Origin of the sequence: Shewanella sp. 10N.286.48.B5, from assembly GCF_002874355.2 — a bacterium.
Classification (GTDB): domain Bacteria; phylum Pseudomonadota; class Gammaproteobacteria; order Enterobacterales; family Shewanellaceae; genus Shewanella.
Genome location: NZ_MCVG02000001.1, coordinates 925522 through 948712 on the forward strand (window position 1 = coordinate 925522; position 23191 = coordinate 948712).

Consider the following 23191-nt stretch of genomic DNA (forward strand, 5'->3'; position numbering starts at 1 on the left):
CTTTAGTTTCAAATTAATTAATTTTACTCGCTTAATTCACCCTTGGGGCGCTTTAAACATTTATACACAAAATATAACAGGTATAATCAATAACTTTGCAGTTAGTTGTTTTGTTTTTTCAATTAATTACGCATATAGTTTCAACTTAACAAATCTTAGTTTAATTCACGTTTAAGTATAAAAAGGTTTTCATTATGAATGGAGGTAACTCTTCGTCGATTGCGTTACGTGGTTTTGCCATCATGGCTTGCTTAGTGGTGATCCTTGCCGGTATCAAAACAGCAAGTCCAATTGTGGTCCCGTTTGTATTATCTGCATTTTTAGCGGTTGTTTGTAATCCCGCCATTGTATTTATGAGCCGTTTTAGGGTACCTAAATGGCTATCAATTATACTGTTGATGCTATTGATCGTGCTAATGGGCTTATGGCTGGCGAGTTTAGTGGGCAGCTCTATTAATGAGTTTTCTAAACAAATACCGGTTTACCGCCAACAATTAATTGAGCAGTTTTCATGGATATTAGAAAAGCTAACCGCGTTAAATATTAATATCTCTAAAGAAAAAGCCTTAGAATACTTTGACCCCGGTATGGCCTTAAGCATGACCACTAATATGTTGTCAGGCCTTGGTAATGTGATGGCAAATCTGTTTCTAATCATCTTGACCATTATCTTTATGTTGTTTGAAGCCCAATCATTACCTAAAAAGTTTCATTTTGCCTTAGACGATCCAGACATGCGCTTGAAGCAAATTGATAAATTTTTGCATTCAGTTAATCAATATATGGTGATAAAAACCCTCGTCAGTATTGGCACCGGTATTATTGTCGGTATTGGCTTGAGTATTATTGGGGTTGACTACGCATTATTGTGGGCAGTGTTAGCCTTCCTGTTTAACTATATTCCCAACATTGGTTCTATAATTGCTGCTATTCCAGCGGTACTATTGGCATTCATTCAAATGGGGCCCGGGGCTGCAGGTGTTACGGCTTTATTATTTTTAGGCACAAATACTGTCATGGGCAATGTGGTTGAACCTAAATTTATGGGCCGCGGTTTAGGCTTATCAACCTTAGTGGTGTTCTTGTCATTAATTTTTTGGGGCTGGTTACTTGGCTCAGTAGGGATGCTGTTATCTGTACCACTGACTATGATTGTCAAAATTGCATTAGAGTCCAGTGACAGTGGTAAGTGGTTGGCTATCTTGTTATCTGATGAAATCCATGATGAAGATGACAAAAATGGGGAATTAGTTGCCCGAGTAGAAGAAGCCGAACAAACAACAGATGAAACCCCATCTGAAAAGTCCGAAAATGGTCATGTTTAATTTACATAAATGAGCGTTATAAATGAATTCAAATGATTCAAATTTTCCTGCGGTTAACGCATTAGCCCAAGCACAATTAGGTGATGACCTTTGTCGCTTATTTCATGGTCGCGGGGGGCTCTTTAGCGGTTATGAGCATATTTGCTTAGACTGGTTTAACCCTGTGTTACTGCTTACCAGCTTTAAAGAGCTGCCAGAATCAGAAAGACAGTCAATGGTTGCTGATATAGAAGCAGTTTGGCAGCAGTGTCATGGCGATAAACCGTTTAATTTAGTATTTCAGTACCGTAATGCAGGGCAAACTATAACCGATGTTGTTGCCGGTGAAGTACCTGAAAAACACATAGTGACAGAAAATGGCGCCCATTTTTTAGTCCACCTGTTACGCGGGCAAAATCACGGTATTTTCCTTGATATGGCCAATGGTCGAAAGTGGGTTAAAGCACACGCAAAGGATAAAAAAGTGCTTAACCTATTTGCTTATACCTGCGCCTTTTCTGTTGTCGCTTTACAGGGCGAAGCGACTGAAGTGGTTAATATGGATATGAGCAAGGGCGCATTAGCCATAGGCAAACAAAACCATTTGCTCAATGATTTTGCTTCAGGCGCACGCTTTCTCGGTCATGACATCTTTAGATCATGGGGCAAACTAACCAAACTTGGGCCTTATGACTTAATTGTTGCCGATCCACCAAGTAATCAAAAAGGAAGTTTTGTTGCCACCAAAGATTATGTAAGGCTGCTGAGACGTTTACCAGAGTTACTGGCTGATAACGGTGAAGTGTTGTTGTGTTTAAATGCGCCTGAGCTTGGCTGTGATTTTTTAATGAAGCAAGTTGAAGAAACTGCAGAAAGCTTAACCTTTGTTGAGCGTATTGATAATCCCCCCGAGTTTACTGATATTGATGAGCAAAAATCCTTGAAGGTCTTACGCTATAAGTTATAAGTATTTAACCGTGTAGTGACACATCTATATTTCTTTAAAAAGCACAATTGAATAACAATTCAGTTGTGCTTTTTTATTTGAGGATAATTTAAAGGTGGAGAAGTGATCGAGGTAACTCGCATGGTTATCGGCTAAGCCTGTTTGAAATCACTAGAATGTTCTGTAAGTGTTTGATTGACGATTAACAAGTTGATAACTTTTGTGTTAGAGACTATATATACTTATGCATGAGTATTTCTCTCCAGTGGTTCTGGTTTAAATCGAATCAATTAACATGAATGAGATTTTTATTTTTGGCTGGATTTACTATTGAAGCGCTTTATTGTTCATATGCCATTTCTAGTTGTAATAATTGTTGGTTTTTTTATGATCTAGATCAACATTTATTCGTTTTACCAATTTGTGAGTATATAGTTTAGTCATTGATAAAAGATAGAATTCACAAGAATATCAATCAGTAACAATTATGCTACATCCCTTTCCTTAGAAACCTCTGCCGGAGGCTCCATGAATATAGATTCTAAAACTGAGAAAAGCCTAGAACTTAAAATTTTTATATTTTTAACGGTTTTCTTAGCACCCATTTTGTCAGCGATACTCGTTAGTGCATTAGGGTTCACCATTTGGTTTAGTCAAATTCTTTCTGGCCCTCCTGGCGCTGGATAATCATAGAAATTAAAACAAAAATTAATAGAGAAGTAATCTTGATGAGCAAAAAAGAAATCCACGTAACTAGCCTGATAGTGCAAGTAAAACCAGAGCAAATGGCTGAAGTTCGCCAACAAATTATGGCCATGGACAATGCAGATTTATCAGTTAACAACGAGATGAAGATAGTCGTAGTGATTGAAGGACCAAGCCAGCGTTCCTTAATGGATGACATTTCAACTATTAACGCAATACCTGGTGTGCTTACTGCCACTATGGTTTATCACCAAAGCGAAGAGCTAGAAGAGGGTGAAGAATGAGTATGAACAGACGTGAGTTTATGAAGGCTAATGCTGCTATGGCAGCTGCCAGCGTGGCAGGCATGGCTTTACCGGCATCAGCAAGTAACTTAATTACTAGCTCTGAGCAGACCAAATTAGAGTGGAACAAAGCACCATGTCGTTTTTGTGGTACAGGTTGTTCCGTTATCGTTGCGACGCGTGACGGTAAAGTGGTTGCAACCCATGGTGACGCAAAAAGTGAAGTCAACAAAGGCCTTAACTGTATTAAAGGCTACTTCTTATCAAAAATTATGTACGGTCGCGATCGCCTTCAAACTCCAATGTTAAGAATGACCGACGGAAAATATGATAAGAATGGCGAGTTCAGCCCCATTAGTTGGGATACTGCGTTTGATACCATGGCTGAAAAATGGAAAAAAACCATTAAAGCTAAAGGGCCTACTGCAGTCGGCATGTTTGGTTCTGGCCAATGGACTGTGTGGGAAGGCTATGCAGCGGTTAAATTAATGAAAGCAGGCTTTGGTTCTAACAATATTGATCCCAATGCACGTCATTGTATGGCTTCTGCTGTTGGTGGATTCATGCGTACCTTTGGTATTGATGAACCCATGGGTTGTTATGATGATATGGAAGCGGCGGATGCTTTCGTATTATGGGGCTCTAATATGGCAGAAATGCACCCGATCCTTTGGACTCGCGTGACTGACCGCCGTTTAAGTGCACCACATGTGAAAGTTGCTGTGTTATCGACGTTCCAACATCGTTCATTTGATTTGGCGGATTTAGGCATAGTATTTACGCCGCAAACCGATTTAGCCATGCTTAACTTTATCGCCAATTACATTATTCAAAACGATAAAGTAGACAAAGATTTTGTCGCTAAGCATGTTAATTTCCGTAAAGGTGAAACGGATATTGGTTATGGTTTACGAGCCACTCATCCATTACAGAAAAAAGCCAAGAACGTTGAGACTGCGGGTGATTCAACCCCAATCGATTTTGAGCAGTTTAAGGCGTTTGTAGCTGACTACGATGTTAAATCAGTAAGCGAGCTTTCTGGTGTACCTGAGCACAAGTTGATTGAACTTGCAGAGTTGTACGCTGACCCTAAAAAGAAAGTCACCTCTTTCTGGACTATGGGTTTCAACCAACATACTCGTGGTGTGTGGTGTAATAACCTTATTTATAACATTCACTTGCTAGTCGGTAAAATTTCTACTCCTGGCAACAGCCCATTCTCATTAACGGGTCAACCATCAGCTTGTGGTACCGCGCGTGAAGTCGGTACATTCTCGCATCGTTTACCTGCTGATATGGTGGTTACTAACCCTGAGCATCGTAAACATGCTGAAGAAATTTGGAATATTCCAAGTGGCATAATCCCACCAAAGCCTGGCTACCATGCCGTTGAACAAAATCGCCGTCTTAAAGATGGTGATTTAAATTGTTATTGGGTTCAAGTGAACAACAACATGCAAGCTGCGGCTAACATGAACGAAGAAGGATTACCGGGTTACCGTAATCCAGAAAACTTCATTGTTGTTTCTGATGCTTATCCAACGGTAACAACACAAGCAGCTGATTTGATTTTACCTACCGCAATGTGGGTTGAGAAAGAAGGGGCTTATGGTAATGCAGAGCGTCGTACTCAATTCTGGCATCAAATGGTTAAAGCGCCAGGCGAGTCAATGTCTGACTTATGGCAGTTGATGGAATTCTCAAAACGTTTCACCACTGATGAAGTTTGGCCGCAAGATGTTTTAGATGCCAATCCTAAGTTTAAAGGTAAAACGTTATTCGAAGTACTTTACCAAAACGGTAATGTTGAGAAGTTCCCATTAAGTGATGCTGATCCTAAGTTCTTGAATGATGAAGCTAAACATTTTGGTTTTTACGTTCAAAAAGGCTTATTTGAAGAATATGCAACCTTTGGTCGTGGACATGGTCATGATTTAGCTGACTTTGACCGTTACCATGAAGAGCACGGTTTACGTTGGCCTGTTGTTGACGGTAAAGAAACCAAATGGCGTTTCCGTGAAGGGTCTGACCCTTATGTTAAAGCCGGTAAAGGTTTTGAGTTCTATGGTAAGCCAGATGGTAAAGCGGTTATTTTTGCACTGCCTTATGAACCAGCGCCAGAGATGCCAGATGAAGAATACGATATTTGGTTATCAACCGGTCGCGTACTAGAACATTGGCATTCGGGTTCAATGACCCAGCGTGTGCCAGAGCTTTATAAAGCCTTCCCTGATGCAGTGTGTTTTATGCATCCAGATGATGCTAAAAAACGTGGTTTACGTCGTGGTGATGAAGTGAAGGTTATTTCTCGTCGTGGTGAAATTAAAACCCGTATAGAAACCCGAGGTCGTAATAAGCCGCCTGTTGGCTTGGTATTTGTTCCTTGGTTTGATGCTAGCCAGCTCATTAACAAAGTCACGTTAGATGCGACAGATCCATTGTCAAAACAAACAGACTTTAAAAAGTGCGCGGTTAAAATCGTTAAAGCCTAAGGAGAGACACCATGAAAGCACGTAAAATATTGTCAATCATTGCGTTAGTTGGATTCTCTTTTGGTTTGACGGCAGCAACTGTGCCTGATGAGAAAGTTGCTACATTACGCCTTGCACCATTAAACGTTGAACCAACACCGCCTGTTATGCAGAAAGTGATTAATTCAGATGTTAAGCAAGTGCGTAATTACCCGATGCAGCCGCCAATTATTCCTCATAAAATTGATGGTTATCAAATTGATTTGAAAGTGAATAAATGTATGCAATGTCATGCGCGTAGTAGCACTGGGCATTCTCAAGCTCCTATGGTAAGTGTGACGCATTATATGGACAGAGATAATAATTTCTTGGCATCGTTGTCGCCACGTCGTTATTACTGTACTCAATGCCATGTATCTCAGTTAGATGCCAAGTTATTGGTTGAAAATGATTTTGTGGATGTTAAAGAACTCATGAAAAAATCTTCAACGACTGAGCATTAGGAGCATTTATGATTTCAAAAATACTAGAAAAATTGAAGTTAGTTTGGCAGGTAGTAAACAGGCCAAGTGTTCATTACAGCCTGGGTTTTTTGACATTAGGTGGCTTTGTAGCAGGGGTGATTTTTTGGGGTGGGTTTAATACCGCTCTTGAATTAGCAAGCACCGAGGAGTTCTGTACCAGTTGCCATGAAATGGAAAGTAATGTTTATCAAGAGCTGCAAAGCACCATTCACTTTACTAACCGAAGTGGTGTGCGCGCAACGTGTTCAGATTGCCATGTACCACATGAATGGACCAATAAAATTGCTCGTAAAATGCAGGCTTCGAAAGAAGTTTGGGGCAAGGTATTTGGCACCATCAATACTCGTGAAAAGTTTGAAGGTAAACGCCGTGAGTTGGCAGAGCATGAGTGGGCACGCCTTAAAGCTAATGACTCATTAGAATGCCGTAACTGCCATAATTTCGATTATATGGACTTTACGCGTCAATCGACTCGCGCTTCGCAAATGCACTCAACCTCATTAGCGAGCGGTGATAAAACCTGTATCGACTGTCATAAAGGGATAGCCCATCAATTACCTGATATGGCTGGTGTGGAAGGCTTTTAGTAAAAGCCAATAGCAATAAATAAGGTCAGCGAAAGCTGGCCTTTTTTGGGGTTGCATTTAATACTATTTGAGGCCTATGTCAGAGCAGGTATTCTTTGTGGCTGGCTTGTAAAAATATTTGAAGTTTATAGCTGGGAATAATCATTAAGAAGTTAAATTTGAAGTAACGAAAATGGCTTATTGAAGTAACTAAACAAAGCTTACAGTACATCCATGTACATAAGCGGTTAGAGTACGATTAAATTAAATATTATTTTTCTGATAGCTATAGTTTGATTGTCCGTAATCAGCCATTAACTTAGAATGACTTTTAAGTTTTTTAGCTGGAATTAAGGAAATATTGTTACTATCACTAATGATCAGTAATGTTTTAAGTTTTCCTTTTAAAAAACCATGTTCTTTAATTGGGGAAAATAAAATACTATTTGACTTCGTTGTGTGCTCCCATTCACCATAAGAAAACCCCTCTATTCCAATGGTTCCATTTAGTTGAGACTCGTAACCCCCATCTTCATTTAAAACGATATTAATACGGTTTCCAAAACCATCATCATTAGTATAAATGCCAACTAGGGAGTTTGAATTAAGGTTTGAATCATTGAAATGAGGAGTTTGACTACAGCCAGATATGAGCATAAAACTGACTATGCATAAAACAATTTTTGACATTATTCCTTTCCGATTAAGTTATGAGGAACAACATAGAAGTAATACTATATATAACATTAAGCTGTTAGGTTAATGTTGCAATACTGTTCTAGTAAACGGATAAAATCAAGTTGTAAGTCATTTTGTTGACACTGGTTAAAAAGTTGACATCTTAATATGTTTTTATTTGACTGTGTTTGTTTTATTCTAATTCTTTATATTTCAATGGGTAGTGTGTGATTTCTTGGTGTTAAACTACCGTTTTTTCATTTGATGAATAATGTTTGGCCAGATGAGTTTGTTAAACTATTGTGCTGAAAATCGTAAAGTGCACTAAACTATTAGTTAGATTTAGTTGTAGTTTTTTTGATTTAAATACGAGGGCAATCAAATGGTGAGTTCAAAAGATTTTGCGAATTGGCTAATGATTCAATTTGAACAATTAGAGAATGGAGTAAGCTTAACGCGAGGAGACATTAATCAGTTAACAGGCAGGCAGAATTTTTCTTTGGTATTTGTACATGATATTCATTATGAATTAATGCAACATGGGATTGCATTCGTCACTGATACCTACCGTGAGCGTTTCTATATGGTCAGGGTTCAAGACAACCCTTGGCGCAAACAATTGGAAGATGCTGGCCATCAGCAAACATATTCCAATATTGTTTCAATCAATATGACGCGATAGCTATTTTGTCGTTAATCGTCGTATCAAGTTGGTATATGTGTTTAGATTTATAATTGGCTTTTGATGTTTTCAACCAAGTAATCAGTAAAGTTTTCGCCGTGATTTTGTAGCATTTTCGGAAACATTGAAATTGGTGTAGAGCCAGGGAAGGTATTAATCTCGTTTAGTAAAATTTCATTCTCTTCGGTTAGAAAGAAATCAATTCTTGATAAGTGTCTTAACTTCATCCCTTTAAATGCTTTTATCGCATAGCTGCGAATCGCTTCACACACATCCTCAGATAAATTCTTTGCGACTACATTGGTGGTCGCCTTACTTGAAGCATTATATTTTTCTTCAAAAGTATAAAAAGTGTTACTGGCACAAATGATCTCACCTGGCAGTGTTGCTATTACTTCACCTTGATATTGATAAACTGCGACTTCTAACTCTCGGGCGATAATGGTCTTTTCAACCACCACAGAAGGCGCAAAACTAAAGGCATCAGCTAATACTTGTTGTATTTGCGTTGCGTCATCAACTTTATAGCAGCCCACTGATGAACCTTGAGAGGCGGCTTTAACAAATACTGAGCCCCATTCTGATAAGGCTGCTGCCGTTTGTTGTATAGCGTCATCATTTAGTTCATTAAGAAAAATATAAGGCGTATTAGGGATGCCTAAGGCGCTAAACCACATTTTGGCGGTGATTTTGTTAAAACAGTTTCTTGAGGCTTCTGACTCACAACCAAAGTAAGGCAATTGGATTAAATTGAAATAAGATTGAATGTCACCGGTCTCACCGGGAAATCCATGAATACAAGGAATGACATAGTCTACAGGCCAAGGTGCTTTTTGCTGATCTTCAAAACGAATTTCGCGCTTATTGGTTAGCTCACAAACATTACCATCTTGATCGTGATAATGGCCATTTTTATCAAGTTCAACTCGCAGTAAATTAATCTCGTTACTATTTGCGAGAGATGATTCAAAAAAATCAGCTGATAACAAAGACACATCATGCTCTGCACTGCCGCCGCCACAGATTAAAAGTAAGTTGATAGTTGTCATTGTTGCTCCGCAAAATTGCTGATGGATATCACTGAATGTGCATTAAATTAACTTATGATAATGAACTGACAAGCCACTAGGCAAGAGCAGGGCTGAGTAAATGGTGAACTAAGCAACAAATAGTCATGAACACCGCTTAATTGCGCGTTTTATGGGCAATAAAGTTGTGCCATAGCCATATTATTTACTTGGGATATTTAAAACGGCTTAGGTGTACTCCCTAAGCTTGCTTGGCTGTTATACATTTATTCATTGCCCAATGTATGGGGCTTATGGGTGAGTTTATTCATCCGCTCCGTCACGATTTATCCATTTATCCATTTATCCATTTATCCATTTATCTGTCTATCTATCTGTCTATTTATAAATAAGGGAGGCGTTAACCGAGCATGGGTGTTTTCTGTGTTAGTTCTCTGTGTTAGTTCTCTGTGTTATTTCTCTGAGTCATATCGCGAGCTTATATCGGTAAACATACTTTGCCCTGCTTATGCTTTAGCCACAACTTAGCAGCGTTGATTTATCACTGGCGTTTTATACTTTTGTCGACAATCTAGCTTGTTTATGTTGACCACTTGTTATTATTGGCTTATATTGTCGACAATTATTCTTTGGTCAGACAGCCTACTTAAAATGACATTTTTTACTGAACAGCCCATTACAGCAGCCGATAAAACCTTTTTTGAGTTAAGAAAGGACATCGTTGAAGGCGATATTACGGCAGGCTCAAAACTGAGTGAAACAGAACTGTCGACAAAGTACGCCGTTAGCCGCGCAGTTATCCGCGAGGCAATAAACCGTTTAGAGTCATGCCATTTGGTTGAACGTAAAGCCAATATAGGTGCCCGAGTGGTGGCATTAACGCCTGAAGGGCTCATAGAGTTGTATCAAGTGCGCGAATCTCTTGAGGGCATGGCGGCTAGGCTTGCCGCTAAAAACATGACTGATGAAGAGATTGCAGATTTATTAACGCTTCTGAGCAAACACTCTAATGAAGTGAAATCTGGCGAGTCTTATTATCAAGAAGCAGGTGATGTGGATTTTCATTACCGCATTATTCTAGGGAGCAAAAACAAACACCTTATTTCAGTGCTGATAGATGGTATGTATCACCTTATTCGTATGTACCGAGTGCAATTAGGCATGGCAGGACCTCGGGTGACAACTGCCTTTGAAGAACATACCCATATAGTTAAAGCCATTTCAAATCGTGATGAAGAGTTAGCAGAGATGCTAATGCGTCGTCACATCATGTACTCCAAAAATAATATCGAAACTAAATTAAACCGTTGATTAAGCTTCGGCAGTTAAGCGTAAACAACTGCCGCATAGCAATAACAAATAGAGAGAGGGATATCATGAGCGCAGGCAAAAAATTCCGTCAGGCATTAGTCGACAACAAGCCACTACAAATCGTTGGAACTATTAATGCGTATTCAGCAATGATGGCGAAACAAATTGGTCATCAAGCGATATATTTATCGGGTGGCGGTGTGGCGAACGCATCTTATGGTTTACCTGATTTAGGTATGACGTCACTCAATGATGTGATTGTTGACGTTCAGCGTATTACTTCAGCCTGTGACTTACCACTATTAGTGGATATCGATACCGGTTGGGGTGGTGCATTTAACATCGCTAAAACCGTTCGTGATATGGAAAAAGCCGGCGCTGCAGCTGTGCACATGGAAGATCAAGTTGCGCAGAAGCGTTGTGGTCACCGCCCGAACAAAGAGATTGTGTCTACTGAAGAAATGGTTGATCGCATTAAAGCGGCTGTCGATGCCCGTATTGATCCTGATTTTTTCATCATGGCAAGAACCGACTCATTTGCTCAAGAAGGTTTAGAGGCGGCGATCGCCCGTGCTAAAGCCTATGTTGCCGCCGGTGCAGACGGTATTTTTGCCGAAGCGGTAAAAACTGAAGAGCATTATCGCGCCTTTGCCGATGCACTTGATGTCCCGATTTTGGCTAACATCACCGAGTTTGGTCAAACAGAGTTATGGAACAAAGAGCAACTCGGTCAGTGGGGCGCAGCCATGGTGCTGTATCCGTTAAGTGCATTTCGTGCGATGAATAAAGCCGCTGAAAATGTCTACAGCGCAATCTTAAAAGATGGCGACCAAAAAGCGGTTGTCGACACCATGCAAACCCGTATGGATTTATACGATTACCTCGGTTACCACGATTATGAGCAAAAGCTTGATAGCTTATTTGCTGAAGGTAAAAACAAGTAATTACTGGCAAGACATAAAAGCAGTTTTCTGTTGATAGAAAGTGTTGATAAACAGTGTTTATAAGCTTTGTCGTTGTAGCAATAGCGATTTATTGCGATTGGATGATTAATGCACAAATATTGTTCTTGAACAAAGATTGTCGACAAGCAAACCGATAATTTAAAAGACAACCAAATAGTACTCGAAACACATAAAAGAATAGGAAATCATTATGGTAGACAAGAAACTAAGTGGTGCAGGCCTTCGTGGTCAAAGCGCAGGTGATACAGCATTATGTACCGTAGGTAAATCAGGCTCAGGTTTAACCTATTGCGGTTACGATGTTGCCGATTTATCTGAAAATGCTACTTTTGAGGAAGTCGCCTATCTATTATTTAATGGTGAATTGCCAACGCAAGATCAGCTAGATACTTATAAATCAGTATTGACGACTCAGCGTGATTTACCACAAGCATTAAAAGAAGTATTACAACGTATTCCTGCCGATGCGCATCCAATGGATGTGATGCGCACTGGTTGCTCATTTTTAGGTAATCTTGAGCCAGAAGCTGATTTTGCTGAGCAACATAAAGCAGCAAACCGCTTACTCGCCGCTTTTCCTGCCATCATGTGTTACTGGTATCGTTTCAGCCATGAAGGTGTTGAAATTGACTGCGTTACAGATGAAGAAACCATCGGCGGCCACTTCTTAAAACTATTGAATGGTAAAACGCCTTCAGAGCAACATCGTAAAGTGATGGATGTATCGTTAATACTTTATGCAGAGCATGAGTTTAACGCTTCTACCTTTACTGCGCGCGTATGTGCTTCAACCTTATCTGACATGTTCTCGTGTATTACCGGTGCTATCGGTACTCTTCGTGGCCCACTTCATGGCGGTGCTAATGAAGCAGCAATGGACATGATCCAAAAGTTTACTTCGCCAAGCGATGCTAAAGCGCAAATGGCAGGCATGCTAGAGCGTAAAGAAAAAATCATGGGCTTTGGTCATGCGATTTACCGCACTTCAGATCCACGTAATGTGATCATTAAAGCCTGGTCAGAAAAACTGGCTCAGGAAAATGGTGATACTAGCTTGTACGACATCTCAGTGGCTTGTGAAGAGTTTATGTGGGATACAAAAAAACTATTCTGTAATGCTGATTTCTTCCATGCATCGGCTTATCATTTTATGGGTATTCCAACCAAGCTATTTACGCCTATCTTTGTGTGTTCACGTCTTACTGGCTGGGCTGCTCACGTCATGGAGCAGCGCTCAAACAATCGTATTATCAGACCAAGTGCTGATTACATCGGATCTGAGCCACGCACTGTAACGCCAATTAGCGAAAGATAAACAGTCAAAGGCTGGCCAATGGGTCAGCCTTTTGTTTTTCAGACCTTGTTGAACATGCAAATTGCAAACTAGCTAACAATTACCAAACTTGATGGATTGGGTTATGAATTCAAATTATAGAAAACCGTTACCAGGTACAGAGCTGGATTACTTTGATACCAAAGCTGCTGTTGATGATATCCAAGCAGGCGCATTCGACAAACTGCCATACAGTTCTCGTGTTTATGCCGAGAACCTTGTGCGTCGTTGCCCACCTGAGACGCTAACAGATTGCTTAAAACAAATTATTGAACGTAAGCGAGATCTCGATTTCCCTTGGTTTCCAGCCCGTGTTGTTTGTCACGACATTCTTGGTCAAACCGCATTAGTTGATTTAGCGGGTTTACGTGATGCTATCGCTGAAAAAGGCGGCGACCCATCAAAAGTGAACCCAGTAGTGCCAACGCAGTTGATTGTCGATCACTCTCTGGCTGTCGAACATGCAGGTTTCGAAAAAGATGCCTTTGAAAAAAACCGCGCCATTGAAGACAGACGTAATGAAGACAGATTTCATTTTATTAACTGGACTAAAACGGCCTTTAAAAATATTGATGTGATCCAGCCCGGTAACGGCATCATGCATCAAATTAATTTAGAGAAAATGTCGCCAGTGGTGCAAGCCCGTGAAGGCGTGGCATTTCCTGATACCTTAGTGGGCACAGATAGCCATACGCCCCATGTGGATGCTTTAGGTGTTATCGCTATTGGTGTTGGTGGGCTTGAAGCTGAAAGCGTGATGCTAGGTCGCCCATCTTATATGCGTCTACCTGATATAGTCGGTGTTGAGCTGGTCGGCGAGCGTCAATCAGGCATTACTGCGACAGATATTGTGTTAGCGATTACCGAGTTTTTACGCGAGCAAAAAGTAGTATCAACTTACCTTGAGTTTTATGGTGAAGGCGCCGCTAATCTGACATTAGGCGATCGCGCTACGATTTCAAATATGACGCCAGAATTTGGCGCCACAGCAGCGATGTTTTATATCGATGATAAAACCATTGATTACTTAAAACTGACTGGCCGTGATGATAAACAAGTTGAGTTAGTTGAGACTTACGCCAAACAAAATGGCCTATGGGCTGACACGCTAGTTAATGCAGAATATGAACGCGTGCTGCGTTTTGACTTATCCAGTGTTGGACGTAACATTGCAGGTCCTTCAAACCCACATCGCCGCGTATCGACAAGTGATTTAGCCGCTAAAGACATTAGCGGTATTGTTGAGAATGAAGAGGGCTTAATGCCTGATGGCGCTTGTATTATTGCCGCCATTACCAGTTGTACTAACACCTCTAACCCACGCAATGTGATTGCTGCAGGCTTAATCGCCCGTAACGCCAATGCCAAGGGGCTTACACGTAAACCTTGGGTTAAAACCTCATTAGCACCAGGCTCAAAAGCGGTGCAGTTGTATCTTGAAGATGCCAATTTATTAACCGAACTTGAAGCCTTGGGCTTTGGTATTGTCGGTTTTGCCTGTACTACCTGTAATGGCATGAGTGGCGCGCTCGATCCTGTGATTCAACAAGAAGTGATTGAACGTGATTTATATGCCACCGCGGTGTTATCAGGTAACCGAAATTTTGATGGTCGTATTCATCCTTATGCGAAACAAGCGTTCTTAGCCTCGCCGCCACTGGTGGTTGCCTACGCTATTGCTGGCACCATTCGTTTTGATATTGAAAAAGATGTTTTAGGTAAAGATCAACAAGGTAACGATATAAGGCTTAAAGATATCTGGCCATCAGATGCTGAAATTGATGCGGTTATCGCTGCTAGCGTTAAGCCTGAGCAATTCCGCAAAGTGTATGAGCCAATGTTTGATATCAAAGTTGAATACGGCAGCGATTCTTCAGCTAAGATTGATCCACAGTATGATTGGCGCCCTCAAAGTACCTATATCCGTCGTCCTCCTTATTGGGAAGGCGCATTAGCGGGTGAGCGCGCCATGAAAGGCATGCGCCCATTAGCGGTATTAGGTGACAACATCACTACCGATCATTTATCACCATCAAACGCTATTATGCTTGATAGTGCAGCAGGTGCTTACCTTGATAAAATGGGCTTGCCTGAAGTTGATTTCAACTCATATGCCACCCATCGCGGCGATCACTTAACCGCACAACGTGCCACATTTGCTAACCCTAAACTGTTTAATGAAATGGTGACCACCTTAGGTAAAGATGGCAAGCAAGTGATTAAGCAAGGTTCTTACGCCCGAATCGAGCCAGAAGGGCAAGAGTCGCGCATGTGGGAAGCCATTGAAACCTATATGGAGCGTAAGCAGCCACTTATCATCATCGCAGGTGCTGATTATGGTCAAGGTTCAAGCCGTGACTGGGCAGCCAAAGGGGTCCGCTTAGCGGGCGTTGAAGTGATTGTTGCTGAAGGCTTTGAGCGTATCCATCGTACCAACCTTGTGGGAATGGGTGTTTTACCGCTTGAATTTACCAATGGCGAGAACCGTCATACCTATCAAATTGATGGTACTGAAACCTACGATGTTATCGGTGAGCGTACTCCAGGTGCGGCGCTATCAGTAATCATTACTCGCACTAATGGTGAGCATTTAACTGTGCCAGTTAAATGTCGATTAGACACCGCTGAAGAGGTGTCTATCTATGAAGCGGGCGGTATTTTACAACGCTTTGCCCAAGACTTTTTAGAGGCCAGCCATTAGTGACTAGTGATGAGTCATAAGTAGTTATAGCTGCGTTAAATTTAACAAACATCAGCACAATGAATGCCTCTCACTCATTGTGCTGATTGATTTTAGGAAACATGATGTCTCATATTCCACAAATAAAAATTCCAGCAACCTATATGCGTGGTGGCACCAGTAAAGGGGTGTTTTTCAATCTAACTGATTTACCTAAAGCGGCTCAAGTTGCGGGCGATGCCCGTGATGCCATGCTACTTAGAGTCATTGGCAGTCCAGATCCCTATGGCAAACAAACTGATGGCATGGGCGGCGCAACCTCAAGTACCAGCAAAACGGTAATACTGTCTAAAAGCCGCCACGCCGATCATGATGTGGATTACCTTTTTGGCCAAGTGGCCATAGACAAACCCTTCGTTGATTGGAGTGGTAATTGCGGTAATTTAACGGCGGCTGTGGGTTCGTTTGCCATATCCAATGGCTTAATTGACAGTAGCCGCGTACCTGAAAATGGTATTGCGGTAGTGCGTATATGGCAGGCCAATATCAGCAAAACCATAATTGCGCACGTGCCAATGGCTAACGGCGCAGTGCAAGAAACCGGTGATTTTGAATTAGACGGGGTGACCTTTCCTGCAGCCGAAGTACTGGTAGAGTTTTTAGCGCCAGCAGACGCTGATGCAGCGATGTTCCCAACTGGCAATGTGGTGGATGATTTAGTTGTGCCAGAGCTTAGCGCAAAAGGGATCCCATCCATTAAAGCCACTATGATCAATGCTGGTATTCCAACGATATTTGTTAATGCTGCCGACATTGGTTATGTGGGTAATGAGCTTCAAGATGACATAAACAATGATGATAGCGCATTAGCATTTTTCGAAAGCTTACGTGCCCATGGTGCAGTGCAAATGGGGTTAATTAAACACATTGATGAAGCCGCAGCGCGCCAACACACGCCAAAGATTGCCTTTGTGTCGCCGCCAAGTGCATACAACTCATCAAGTGGTAAAGCGGTATTAGCCACTGATATTGACTTACAAGTGCGGGCATTATCAATGGGTAAACTGCACCATGCCATGATGGGTACAGCAGCGGTAGCAATAGGCACGGCTGCTGCCGTTGAAGGCTCGCTAGTCAATCTTGCCGCTGGTGGACAAGCACGTACTTCAGTGGTGTTTGGTCATCCATCGGGCACTCTAAAAGTGGGCGCAGAAGCGACATTATCCAATGGTAGCTGGCAGGTGAATAAAGCCAGCATGAGCCGCAGTGCAAGAGTGCTTATGGAAGGTTGGGTAAGAATACCTGGGGATAGTTTTTAGGTTGTTTTTAGTGTTTGATTTGGCAGTTATCTTAACGGGATAACTGCCAGTTTAAGTTTTTAAAGATTATCCGTTCGATGATACTAGCCTGTTCGCTTTAAAAATACGACGCATTCAAACGAATCCTTTCCAGCTGAAGAACTTAAAACAGGCTTAGAGGTTTTGCCCGTTGAGGGGGTAGTTTTTGAGTCACAAGCTAGATCATTGAACGCGACTGAAACACTTATAATTTCACCGTTATAATCAATCACAGTGGATATTTTATCATTAGTGATATGGGTTACAATAAATGCAGCGTTTTCAAAGCCTTCCTTATGTAGCGGCGCAATTTTAAATTCATGCCCCGGGCTGAATCGATTGATAGCTAGGTTATAGTTTTCTTTACCTATCTTTTGCCATCTAGGCGGGTTAGGGTCATTTATTGTCTTATCTGCTTGGTCTAAACTATTTTCTAGATCCATAATACTTCCTTGTTTCTATGAATTAACTCATAGGAACTAACTTAGCTGCTTTATGGAAAAACATCAAAAAGTTACATTTCTAGCTCTATCTATATCTATTTGATCAATTGCTTGGCGGCAGTATCCGTAGTTGTGATACCAACTACTCGTTATCCTCTCCCCATAACCTCAGCGCTAAACCTGATGCGCGTGAGGTTACCTGTTTGCTGGCACGCTCAAATACATACGGTGTGCCTAAGCAAATAAAATGCTCTTTAGCGCGGGTGATAGCGGTATAAACCAACTCTTTAGTCAGCAGCTGCCATTGGGCGTTACTGGGTTTTTGTGGTAACACAAAGGCGACTTTTTCAAACTCGCTGCCTTGGCTTTTATGTACGGTCATCGCAAAGCAACTGTCGTGATTGGGCAGCCTTGCAGGTTGTACTTTTAACAAGCTGCCATCGGCTTTAACGAAGTAGGCCATTAATTTTTCAGGCTTTTGCTCATCTTGCAAAATCAAACCAATATCGCCGTTGAATAAGCCTAAATTGTAATCATTACTTTGAATGATAATCGGTCTGCCAAGGTAAAATTCTTGAGTGGGTTTTATCCAATGATTCTGTTTGAGCACATTAGTGATGGCGAGGTTCATGCCATCAACGCCAAATTCACCTGAGCGCATGGCACATAGAATGCGGAATTTATTGAAGGTATCAATAATTTCTTCAGCGCCATAAACCTTGCTTAATTGTTGCGAGTAAGCATGCTGATTATCGAACACTTTTTGCAAATACTCGGCATAAGCTGCCACTGCCGATTGCAATAACGGCAGACTTTGGGCATCGGGCTGATGCTCTATCCAAGTTAACTCTTGATGGCCGCACTGCCACTCACGGCGAATGCCGTTGATGTTGACATAGTTTACCGCATTGGCCAGCAAGCCAATGCCGCCATCGCCTTTAAAGCGGTGGCTGTGCATCAGCATGCATAAATTGTCGCCGAGCATAGGTTTAGGATGAATAAACTGACTGGTATTTTGCTGAGTTAACTGCTGCAATAAGTTGGCCTGCTGTTCTGAATAGCGCATTCGCCATGGTGATGCATTAGCACTAAGATCGGCAGTCACTTTTAACCCTGCACAAATATCAGCCAATACTGCGCCTGCTTCAACGGATGCCAGCTGGTCTTGATCGCCCAATAATATTAGGCGGGCATTTTTAGGCAGGGCGCTTAATAGCTTATGCATCATAGGCAAATCCACCATTGATGCTTCATCGACCACCAATAAATCTAACCTAAGAGGGTTATCTTTATGGTGTCTAAATAAGTGTGAGTTAGGGATCACTCCCAACAAACGGTGCAGCGTAGCAGCCTCTTCAGGAATTTTGCTTAGGGCATCAATTAGCTCTGGCTTACCGGTTTGCTCAACTTGACTTACTAGCCGCGCTTTAGAGGCTTTAATGGACTCACTTAATCGCGCAGCGGCTTTACCGGTTGGCGCCACCAGTCGAATGGTTAAGGCTTTTTGAGTTAGCAGTAACAAGAGCAACTTAGTGACAGTGGTAGTTTTACCAGTTCCTGGGCCGCCAGTAATCACCGCTAAGGCTTTAGTTAGCGCCGTTGCAGTGGCCACTTTTTGCCAGTTGATGTTAGTGCTATTTACATCTGGTTTTTCATCGAATAAGTCATTCAAATATTGCGCTAGCGTTGCGGTATCAACAGTTAAGTTAACTTGTGCCAACTGGTTGAATCGGGCTGCCACTTGGGTTTCAAAGTGATAATACTTGTTTAAGTACAATCGGTTATGCTCAACAATTAATGGCTGGTTATCATCAGGTTGGCCGACACAGGCTAATGCTTCGATAGCGTCACTGAGTTGCTGGTGGGTTATTGTTAACTTGCAATGGGACTCTTGCTCGCAAAACGGATTATCAAGATCGATATTATCGATAACTAAGCAGCTGTGCTGACTTGATAATTGCTGGCTTAATAGCGCACAGATTAATAATAAAAACTCATCAGCAGTGTCATTTTTGGCATCAACTTGAGCGAGCTGAGAGTTGGCCATTTCAAGGGCAAAGTGACGATCAAGTGGGGTAATTAACCCTTGTTGTTGCCAATTTTTAAGTAACTGAGTCATTGGGGCGCTAAGGGTAATCATTATTTTTGCTCCAATGCATTGTTGTTTGAAAATAGTGCATCTAAATCAGTGATTAAGGCCAATGGCGGTTTATCAAAAAATATTCCTGCGCCTGAAGCTTCTGGGCTCATACCACGTAAGAAAAGGTAAAAACTGCCGCCTATATGACGCTGGTAATCATAACTTGGCATTCGCAAAGATAAGTAACGATGCAGTGCCAAGGTATAAAGAATATATTGCAAATTATAACGGTGGCTACTGATGGCTGTCGCCATCGCATTATGGTCATAACATGTTAAATCGTCACCCAAATGGTTAGATTTATAATCGGCAATAAAATACTGGCCTTTATACTCAAAGGTTAAATCGATAAAGCCTTTTAACATGCCTTGTAGCTCGTCAAATTCAAGCCCTGCATCATAACCATATTGTTGTAACAACTGATTTAACTGCTGAGATTTTAATTGGCTAATGGGCAGATAAAACTCCATCTCAACTAATTTTTGCTCTGGGGCTAACTGGGCTAATGTCAGTGGCAAACCATGATCATTTAATAGCTGATTATCTTGCGCTGCATTATTGGTAATGAGCGGGCTATGAAGGATTTGCTGGTACCACTGGATTAAGGTATCTGTCCATATCTCTTGGTCAAAACCATATTGCTCCATGGCTTTGGGTAAGGCTTGTGGCAATTCAACCTCAGCATTGGTGAAATCAAATAGCTCTAACACCAAATGCATGAAGCTACCGGCATTGGCGCCGCGCTCGAAGGTAAAACGATTAATGGCGTTGTTTTCAACATCAGTGTCAAAAGGGTTGATGTCAGCTGCGGATTCAAATTGCGGCAGGGTTTCTTGGCTAAAATCTTCATCGTCGGCACCCGGAGAGACTTTTTCATGGGCAAGGTGTTTCACCAAACCTGAGTAACTGCCAACTCGCCATGGGGTGTGGTAATCACGCTGCAAAGTTTTTGCCGCCAATTGTTGCGACTGGCCATTAAGTTCAGTGAGTACTGAGTCATCAATCGCCTCTAGCTGAACCACGCTAATGGCATCGGGCACTGGCGCGCTGGTTTTTATGGCCAGTGCTTGTTGTGATAACAACTCAAAATCACAATCTTTAGTGGTGATCCCCAATAAATAACCAATGGCGGTTTCGTATAAGTGACTACTTACCCCTGCTTTAAGCATGCGGCTATGGTTGGCAATGTATAAGTAACACACATAAACCGGACGGGTGAGCGCCACGTATAACAGACGTAAATCTTCAGCGAGGTTTTCTTGTTTGTATTGCTCCCAGCCTTCTTTCGTGCCCTCAACATCCCAAACTAATTGGTCATTTTTATGGTAAAGCATAGGCGCAGGCTTTTTGCGATTATCCCGCGCGAGACTGATAAATGGCACCATACAAACGGGATATTCAAGCCCCTTACTTTTATGAATGGTAACGATTTGCACCAGATTTTGTTCGCTTTCAAGGCGCAATTGCTGCTCATCATTGCCTTGAGCATCAATCAGTTGTTGCTCAAACCAATTCATTATCGCGCTGCTACCATCAAGTTCGGTGGCTTTTTGCTGCAGTAGTTCGCACAAATGGCGGAAATCGGTGAGTCGGCGCTCGCCACTTTCAGCATTACTATTAGCACTACTATCAACACTACTATCAGCCATACTATCTGAGTTGCTGTCGACGCTTGGGCTAAGCTGTTTACTTAAATAGCGCTTAATCAGCTGGGTTTGGTTAGCCAAACTTAACAGCGCAGGCATGATGCCGCGCTTAAGCCAGGTTTGATGCCAATCAGCAAATTGGTCCAGTAAGCTTTGTCGCTGCTCTTCATCTTGATTAAACAGATGAATTTGCTGGGCGCTGTAACCCATAAGCTCAGTGGCAAGTGCTGCGCGAAGGCAGCGCTCATCTTTCGGGTTAGCAATAGCCCGTAAAATTATCGCCAGTTCAAAGGCCTCTTGGGTGTTAAATACGCTATCTCGGCTTAAAAATACTGCGCCAATATTACGCTCGCTTAAGGCTTGCTTCATCACCGAGGCTTCATTTTTATCGCGCACTAACACGGCAATATCTTTGGCGATGAGCGCTTTGCCATTCATATGGCATTGCTCAGTTTGCGCTTCAGTTAATAAACGTTTTATTTCACTGGCAGCATCATTCGCCAGTAGATGACGGGCAGTAGTTTTATTTAAGCCGCTTTCACCTTCGCCAAGCAGTTTAATTCGCAGCGCTGATTTGTCTTCAGTGGCTTCAGTGAGCTTTTTATTGTCAGCGCTGGCTGGGGTATCAACCACATCATAAGGGATCGCATCACTGATAAATGGATCCTGATGTTGGCTAAAGAGCTGGTTAACCCCATTGACCAGTGCCGTGGATGAGCGGTAATTGGTTTCGAGGTTATAGTGCGCTTTAGTTTGCTTACGGGCATGGATATAGGTATGAATATCGGCGCCGCGAAAGGCATAAATGGCTTGTTTGGGATCGCCAATCATTAATAAACTTAAACTATCAAGCTGGGTTTGCTGCTGATAAATGGTTGAGAAAATAGTAAATTGCAGCGGATCAGTATCTTGGAATTCATCAATTAATGCCACCGGAAAGCGTGTTGCAATGGCTTTGGCTAAATGGTGTGCGCTGGATTCAGTAGCAGTTGATTCAGTATCAGTTGATTTAGTAGCAGTTGATAAGGCATCAGCCAAGGTGATCAAGAGATCATCTGGGGTCATTAAGTTGCGCTGGGCTTTTTGCAGCATAAATCGCAGCCGAATACCGTCACGGGCGCGAATTAAAAATGATGGCTTTATTTGCTGGATAAGTGCAAATAATCGCTCGATATGATCGAGCAGCGGCGCATCATTTGCGCTGGGGATAGTGCCACCTTTATTGAGTTTTAACTCAGATAGCGCCAGCATTTCTAAATCTTTAACTGGCGGCAGGCCATTGCCGAAGCTAACCCAATTGGTTAAGCGATCATACATGGCCGCAAGCTTTGGATAATCATCGGCTTTTTTGCCGAATCTCGCGCCATTGAGCGGTAAGCTGTGTAGCAGTTCCAGTTCTTTTTCACTGTCTGTTGGCCAGCGCTTTTTAAAGCGAGCAAGGCTTTGAACTAATTCATCAGCTAACTGGTTAAACTCTTTCGCCACAAACGGGATATTGGCTTGGCTCGCGCCGAGTAACGGTTTAAGTTGCCAAGCCAAGCTATCAGGGTCGCCAAACTCGTTATCAATCACTTGGGCTAATACTTGTGGCAGTGGGTAACAGGTCTCACGCCAAAAATCACGCACGGCATGATGTAAAAACTCACTGTCATCGAGAGTAAATTCTGACTCGAATAATAGCGATGACTCAAACGCCATGTCAGATAAAATGCGCTGACAAAAACCGTGAATGGTAAAAATCGCCGCTTCATCTAGTGACTTTATTGCTAAATCTAACCGTCTTAGGGCAATTGCCCGCTCAGACTCTGGTACTTGTTGGTACAGCGCCTCTACAAATTCATCATTGGTGTCTAAGCCAATAAAGCACTTAAAGGCCACTTGAATACGTTTACGAATTCGATCCCGCAGCTCTTCGGTTGCGGCATTAGTAAAGGTCACCACTAAAATTTGTTCACAGGTGAGCGGCGCTTTATCTTTATCGCCCAGTAATAGCCGTAAATACAGCCCTGAAATGGTGTAGGTTTTACCTGTGCCAGCACTGGCTTCAATTAAGCTTGAACCTGCAAAAGGCAGTGTTAGCGGATTAAGCTTACTGACTTTTGAGTGAGTTTCTTTGCCATTAGCGATTTCAGAGTCAGTCATTTCGGT

At 42.0% G+C, this 23191-nt stretch carries 18 protein-coding genes; 13 read left to right on the plus strand and 5 right to left on the minus strand.

Annotation, left to right across the window (positions count from 1 at the left end; all coding sequences use genetic code 11):
* Nucleotides 1-194 precede the first annotated feature (194 nt).
* From BCU57_RS04015 to BCU57_RS04045, 7 genes are all read left to right on the plus strand, one after another.
* Nucleotides 195-1325, plus strand: a complete 1131-nt coding sequence (locus BCU57_RS04015) for an AI-2E family transporter (RefSeq protein WP_102440548.1) — start codon at nt 195-197, stop codon at nt 1323-1325.
* 22 nt (nt 1326-1347) lie between these two features.
* A complete protein-coding gene (locus tag BCU57_RS04020; RefSeq protein ID WP_102440549.1) occupies nt 1348-2271 on the plus strand; it encodes a class I SAM-dependent methyltransferase in 924 nt (307 codons plus the stop codon).
* Nucleotides 2272-2778: 507 nt separating this feature from the next.
* The gene (locus BCU57_RS04025) at nt 2779-2937 is read left to right on the plus strand and encodes a periplasmic nitrate reductase, NapE protein (RefSeq protein WP_102440550.1); all 159 of its coding nucleotides are present in this window, start codon (nt 2779-2781) and stop codon (nt 2935-2937) included.
* Nucleotides 2938-2978: 41 nt separating this feature from the next.
* Nucleotides 2979-3239 (plus strand): chaperone NapD, encoded by a 261-nt coding sequence (locus tag BCU57_RS04030; RefSeq protein ID WP_102440551.1) that lies wholly within the window; start codon nt 2979-2981, stop codon nt 3237-3239.
* Nucleotides 3240-3241: 2 nt separating this feature from the next.
* Complete coding sequence (gene napA, locus BCU57_RS04035; protein WP_102440576.1) at nt 3242-5731, plus strand: nitrate reductase catalytic subunit NapA; 2490 nt, start codon at nt 3242-3244, stop codon at nt 5729-5731.
* Nucleotides 5732-5742: 11 nt separating this feature from the next.
* Entirely contained in the window at nt 5743-6213 is a 471-nt protein-coding gene (locus BCU57_RS04040) for a nitrate reductase cytochrome c-type subunit (protein WP_102440552.1), read from the plus strand.
* 20 nt (nt 6214-6233) lie between these two features.
* Nucleotides 6234-6821 carry a cytochrome c3 family protein gene (locus BCU57_RS04045; protein ID WP_102440577.1) on the plus strand — a complete coding sequence of 196 codons (588 nt, stop codon included), beginning with the start codon at nt 6234-6236 and terminating at the stop codon, nt 6819-6821.
* A gap of 243 nt (nt 6822-7064) precedes the next feature.
* Here the strand turns inward: BCU57_RS04045 and BCU57_RS04050 are convergent, their stop codons facing one another.
* A complete protein-coding gene (locus tag BCU57_RS04050; RefSeq protein WP_102440553.1) occupies nt 7065-7490 on the minus strand; it encodes a hypothetical protein in 426 nt (141 codons plus the stop codon).
* 370 nt (nt 7491-7860) lie between these two features.
* Between BCU57_RS04050 and BCU57_RS04055 the strand changes: the two genes are divergently transcribed.
* Complete coding sequence (locus tag BCU57_RS04055; RefSeq protein WP_102440554.1) at nt 7861-8160, plus strand: hypothetical protein; 300 nt, start codon at nt 7861-7863, stop codon at nt 8158-8160.
* A 47-nt stretch (nt 8161-8207) separates the two neighbouring features.
* Here BCU57_RS04055 and BCU57_RS04060 read toward each other — a convergent pair whose 3' ends face one another.
* Entirely contained in the window at nt 8208-9209 is a 1002-nt protein-coding gene (locus tag BCU57_RS04060; RefSeq protein ID WP_102440555.1) for a D-alanine--D-alanine ligase, read from the minus strand.
* A 630-nt stretch (nt 9210-9839) separates the two neighbouring features.
* On the opposite strand from BCU57_RS04060, the gene BCU57_RS04065 reads away from it, so the two are divergent.
* The 5 genes from BCU57_RS04065 to prpF all read left to right on the plus strand — a co-directional run bounded on the left by BCU57_RS04065 (nt 9840) and on the right by prpF (nt 16796).
* Nucleotides 9840-10499, plus strand: coding sequence for a GntR family transcriptional regulator (locus BCU57_RS04065; protein WP_102440556.1), 660 nt, complete (start codon nt 9840-9842; stop codon nt 10497-10499).
* Nucleotides 10500-10564: 65 nt separating this feature from the next.
* A complete protein-coding gene (gene prpB, locus BCU57_RS04070; RefSeq protein ID WP_076536891.1) occupies nt 10565-11443 on the plus strand; it encodes a methylisocitrate lyase in 879 nt (292 codons plus the stop codon).
* Between the two features lie 211 nt (nt 11444-11654).
* Complete coding sequence (prpC, locus tag BCU57_RS04075; protein ID WP_102440557.1) at nt 11655-12779, plus strand: 2-methylcitrate synthase; 1125 nt, start codon at nt 11655-11657, stop codon at nt 12777-12779.
* A 103-nt stretch (nt 12780-12882) separates the two neighbouring features.
* The gene (gene acnD, locus BCU57_RS04080) at nt 12883-15498 is read left to right on the plus strand and encodes a Fe/S-dependent 2-methylisocitrate dehydratase AcnD (RefSeq protein ID WP_102440558.1); all 2616 of its coding nucleotides are present in this window, start codon (nt 12883-12885) and stop codon (nt 15496-15498) included.
* Nucleotides 15499-15602: 104 nt separating this feature from the next.
* Complete coding sequence (gene prpF, locus BCU57_RS04085) at nt 15603-16796, plus strand: 2-methylaconitate cis-trans isomerase PrpF (protein ID WP_102440559.1); 1194 nt, start codon at nt 15603-15605, stop codon at nt 16794-16796.
* Nucleotides 16797-16879: 83 nt separating this feature from the next.
* Here the strand turns inward: prpF and BCU57_RS04090 are convergent, their stop codons facing one another.
* The 3 genes from BCU57_RS04090 to BCU57_RS04100 all read right to left on the minus strand — a co-directional run bounded on the left by BCU57_RS04090 (nt 16880) and on the right by BCU57_RS04100 (nt 23185).
* Complete coding sequence (locus BCU57_RS04090) at nt 16880-17257, minus strand: hypothetical protein (protein WP_102440560.1); 378 nt, start codon at nt 17255-17257, stop codon at nt 16880-16882.
* A gap of 142 nt (nt 17258-17399) precedes the next feature.
* Nucleotides 17400-19397, minus strand: a complete 1998-nt coding sequence (recD, locus tag BCU57_RS04095; protein WP_102440561.1) for an exodeoxyribonuclease V subunit alpha — start codon at nt 19395-19397, stop codon at nt 17400-17402.
* Entirely contained in the window at nt 19397-23185 is a 3789-nt protein-coding gene (locus tag BCU57_RS04100) for a UvrD-helicase domain-containing protein (RefSeq protein ID WP_102440578.1), read from the minus strand. Before BCU57_RS04100 ends, recD begins: the two co-directional genes overlap by 1 nt.
* Nucleotides 23186-23191: the final 6 nt, after the last annotated feature.

Coding starts and splice junctions, on each gene's coding strand:
- BCU57_RS04015 (WP_102440548.1), top strand. CDS start 195: ATGAATGGAGGTAACTCTTCGTCGATTGCGTTACGTGGTTTTGCCATC.
- BCU57_RS04020 (WP_102440549.1), top strand. CDS start 1,348: ATGAATTCAAATGATTCAAATTTTCCTGCGGTTAACGCATTAGCCCAA.
- BCU57_RS04025 (WP_102440550.1), top strand. CDS start 2,779: ATGAATATAGATTCTAAAACTGAGAAAAGCCTAGAACTTAAAATTTTT.
- BCU57_RS04030 (WP_102440551.1), top strand. CDS start 2,979: ATGAGCAAAAAAGAAATCCACGTAACTAGCCTGATAGTGCAAGTAAAA.
- napA (WP_102440576.1), top strand. CDS start 3,242: ATGAACAGACGTGAGTTTATGAAGGCTAATGCTGCTATGGCAGCTGCC.
- BCU57_RS04040 (WP_102440552.1), top strand. CDS start 5,743: ATGAAAGCACGTAAAATATTGTCAATCATTGCGTTAGTTGGATTCTCT.
- BCU57_RS04050 (WP_102440553.1), bottom strand. CDS start 7,490: ATGTCAAAAATTGTTTTATGCATAGTCAGTTTTATGCTCATATCTGGC.
- BCU57_RS04055 (WP_102440554.1), top strand. CDS start 7,861: ATGGTGAGTTCAAAAGATTTTGCGAATTGGCTAATGATTCAATTTGAA.
- BCU57_RS04060 (WP_102440555.1), bottom strand. CDS start 9,209: ATGACAACTATCAACTTACTTTTAATCTGTGGCGGCGGCAGTGCAGAG.
- BCU57_RS04065 (WP_102440556.1), top strand. CDS start 9,840: ATGACATTTTTTACTGAACAGCCCATTACAGCAGCCGATAAAACCTTT.
- prpB (WP_076536891.1), top strand. CDS start 10,565: ATGAGCGCAGGCAAAAAATTCCGTCAGGCATTAGTCGACAACAAGCCA.
- prpC (WP_102440557.1), top strand. CDS start 11,655: ATGGTAGACAAGAAACTAAGTGGTGCAGGCCTTCGTGGTCAAAGCGCA.
- acnD (WP_102440558.1), top strand. CDS start 12,883: ATGAATTCAAATTATAGAAAACCGTTACCAGGTACAGAGCTGGATTAC.
- prpF (WP_102440559.1), top strand. CDS start 15,603: ATGTCTCATATTCCACAAATAAAAATTCCAGCAACCTATATGCGTGGT.
- BCU57_RS04090 (WP_102440560.1), bottom strand. CDS start 17,257: ATGGATCTAGAAAATAGTTTAGACCAAGCAGATAAGACAATAAATGAC.
- recD (WP_102440561.1), bottom strand. CDS start 19,397: ATGATTACCCTTAGCGCCCCAATGACTCAGTTACTTAAAAATTGGCAA.
- BCU57_RS04100 (WP_102440578.1), bottom strand. CDS start 23,185: ATGACTGACTCTGAAATCGCTAATGGCAAAGAAACTCACTCAAAAGTC.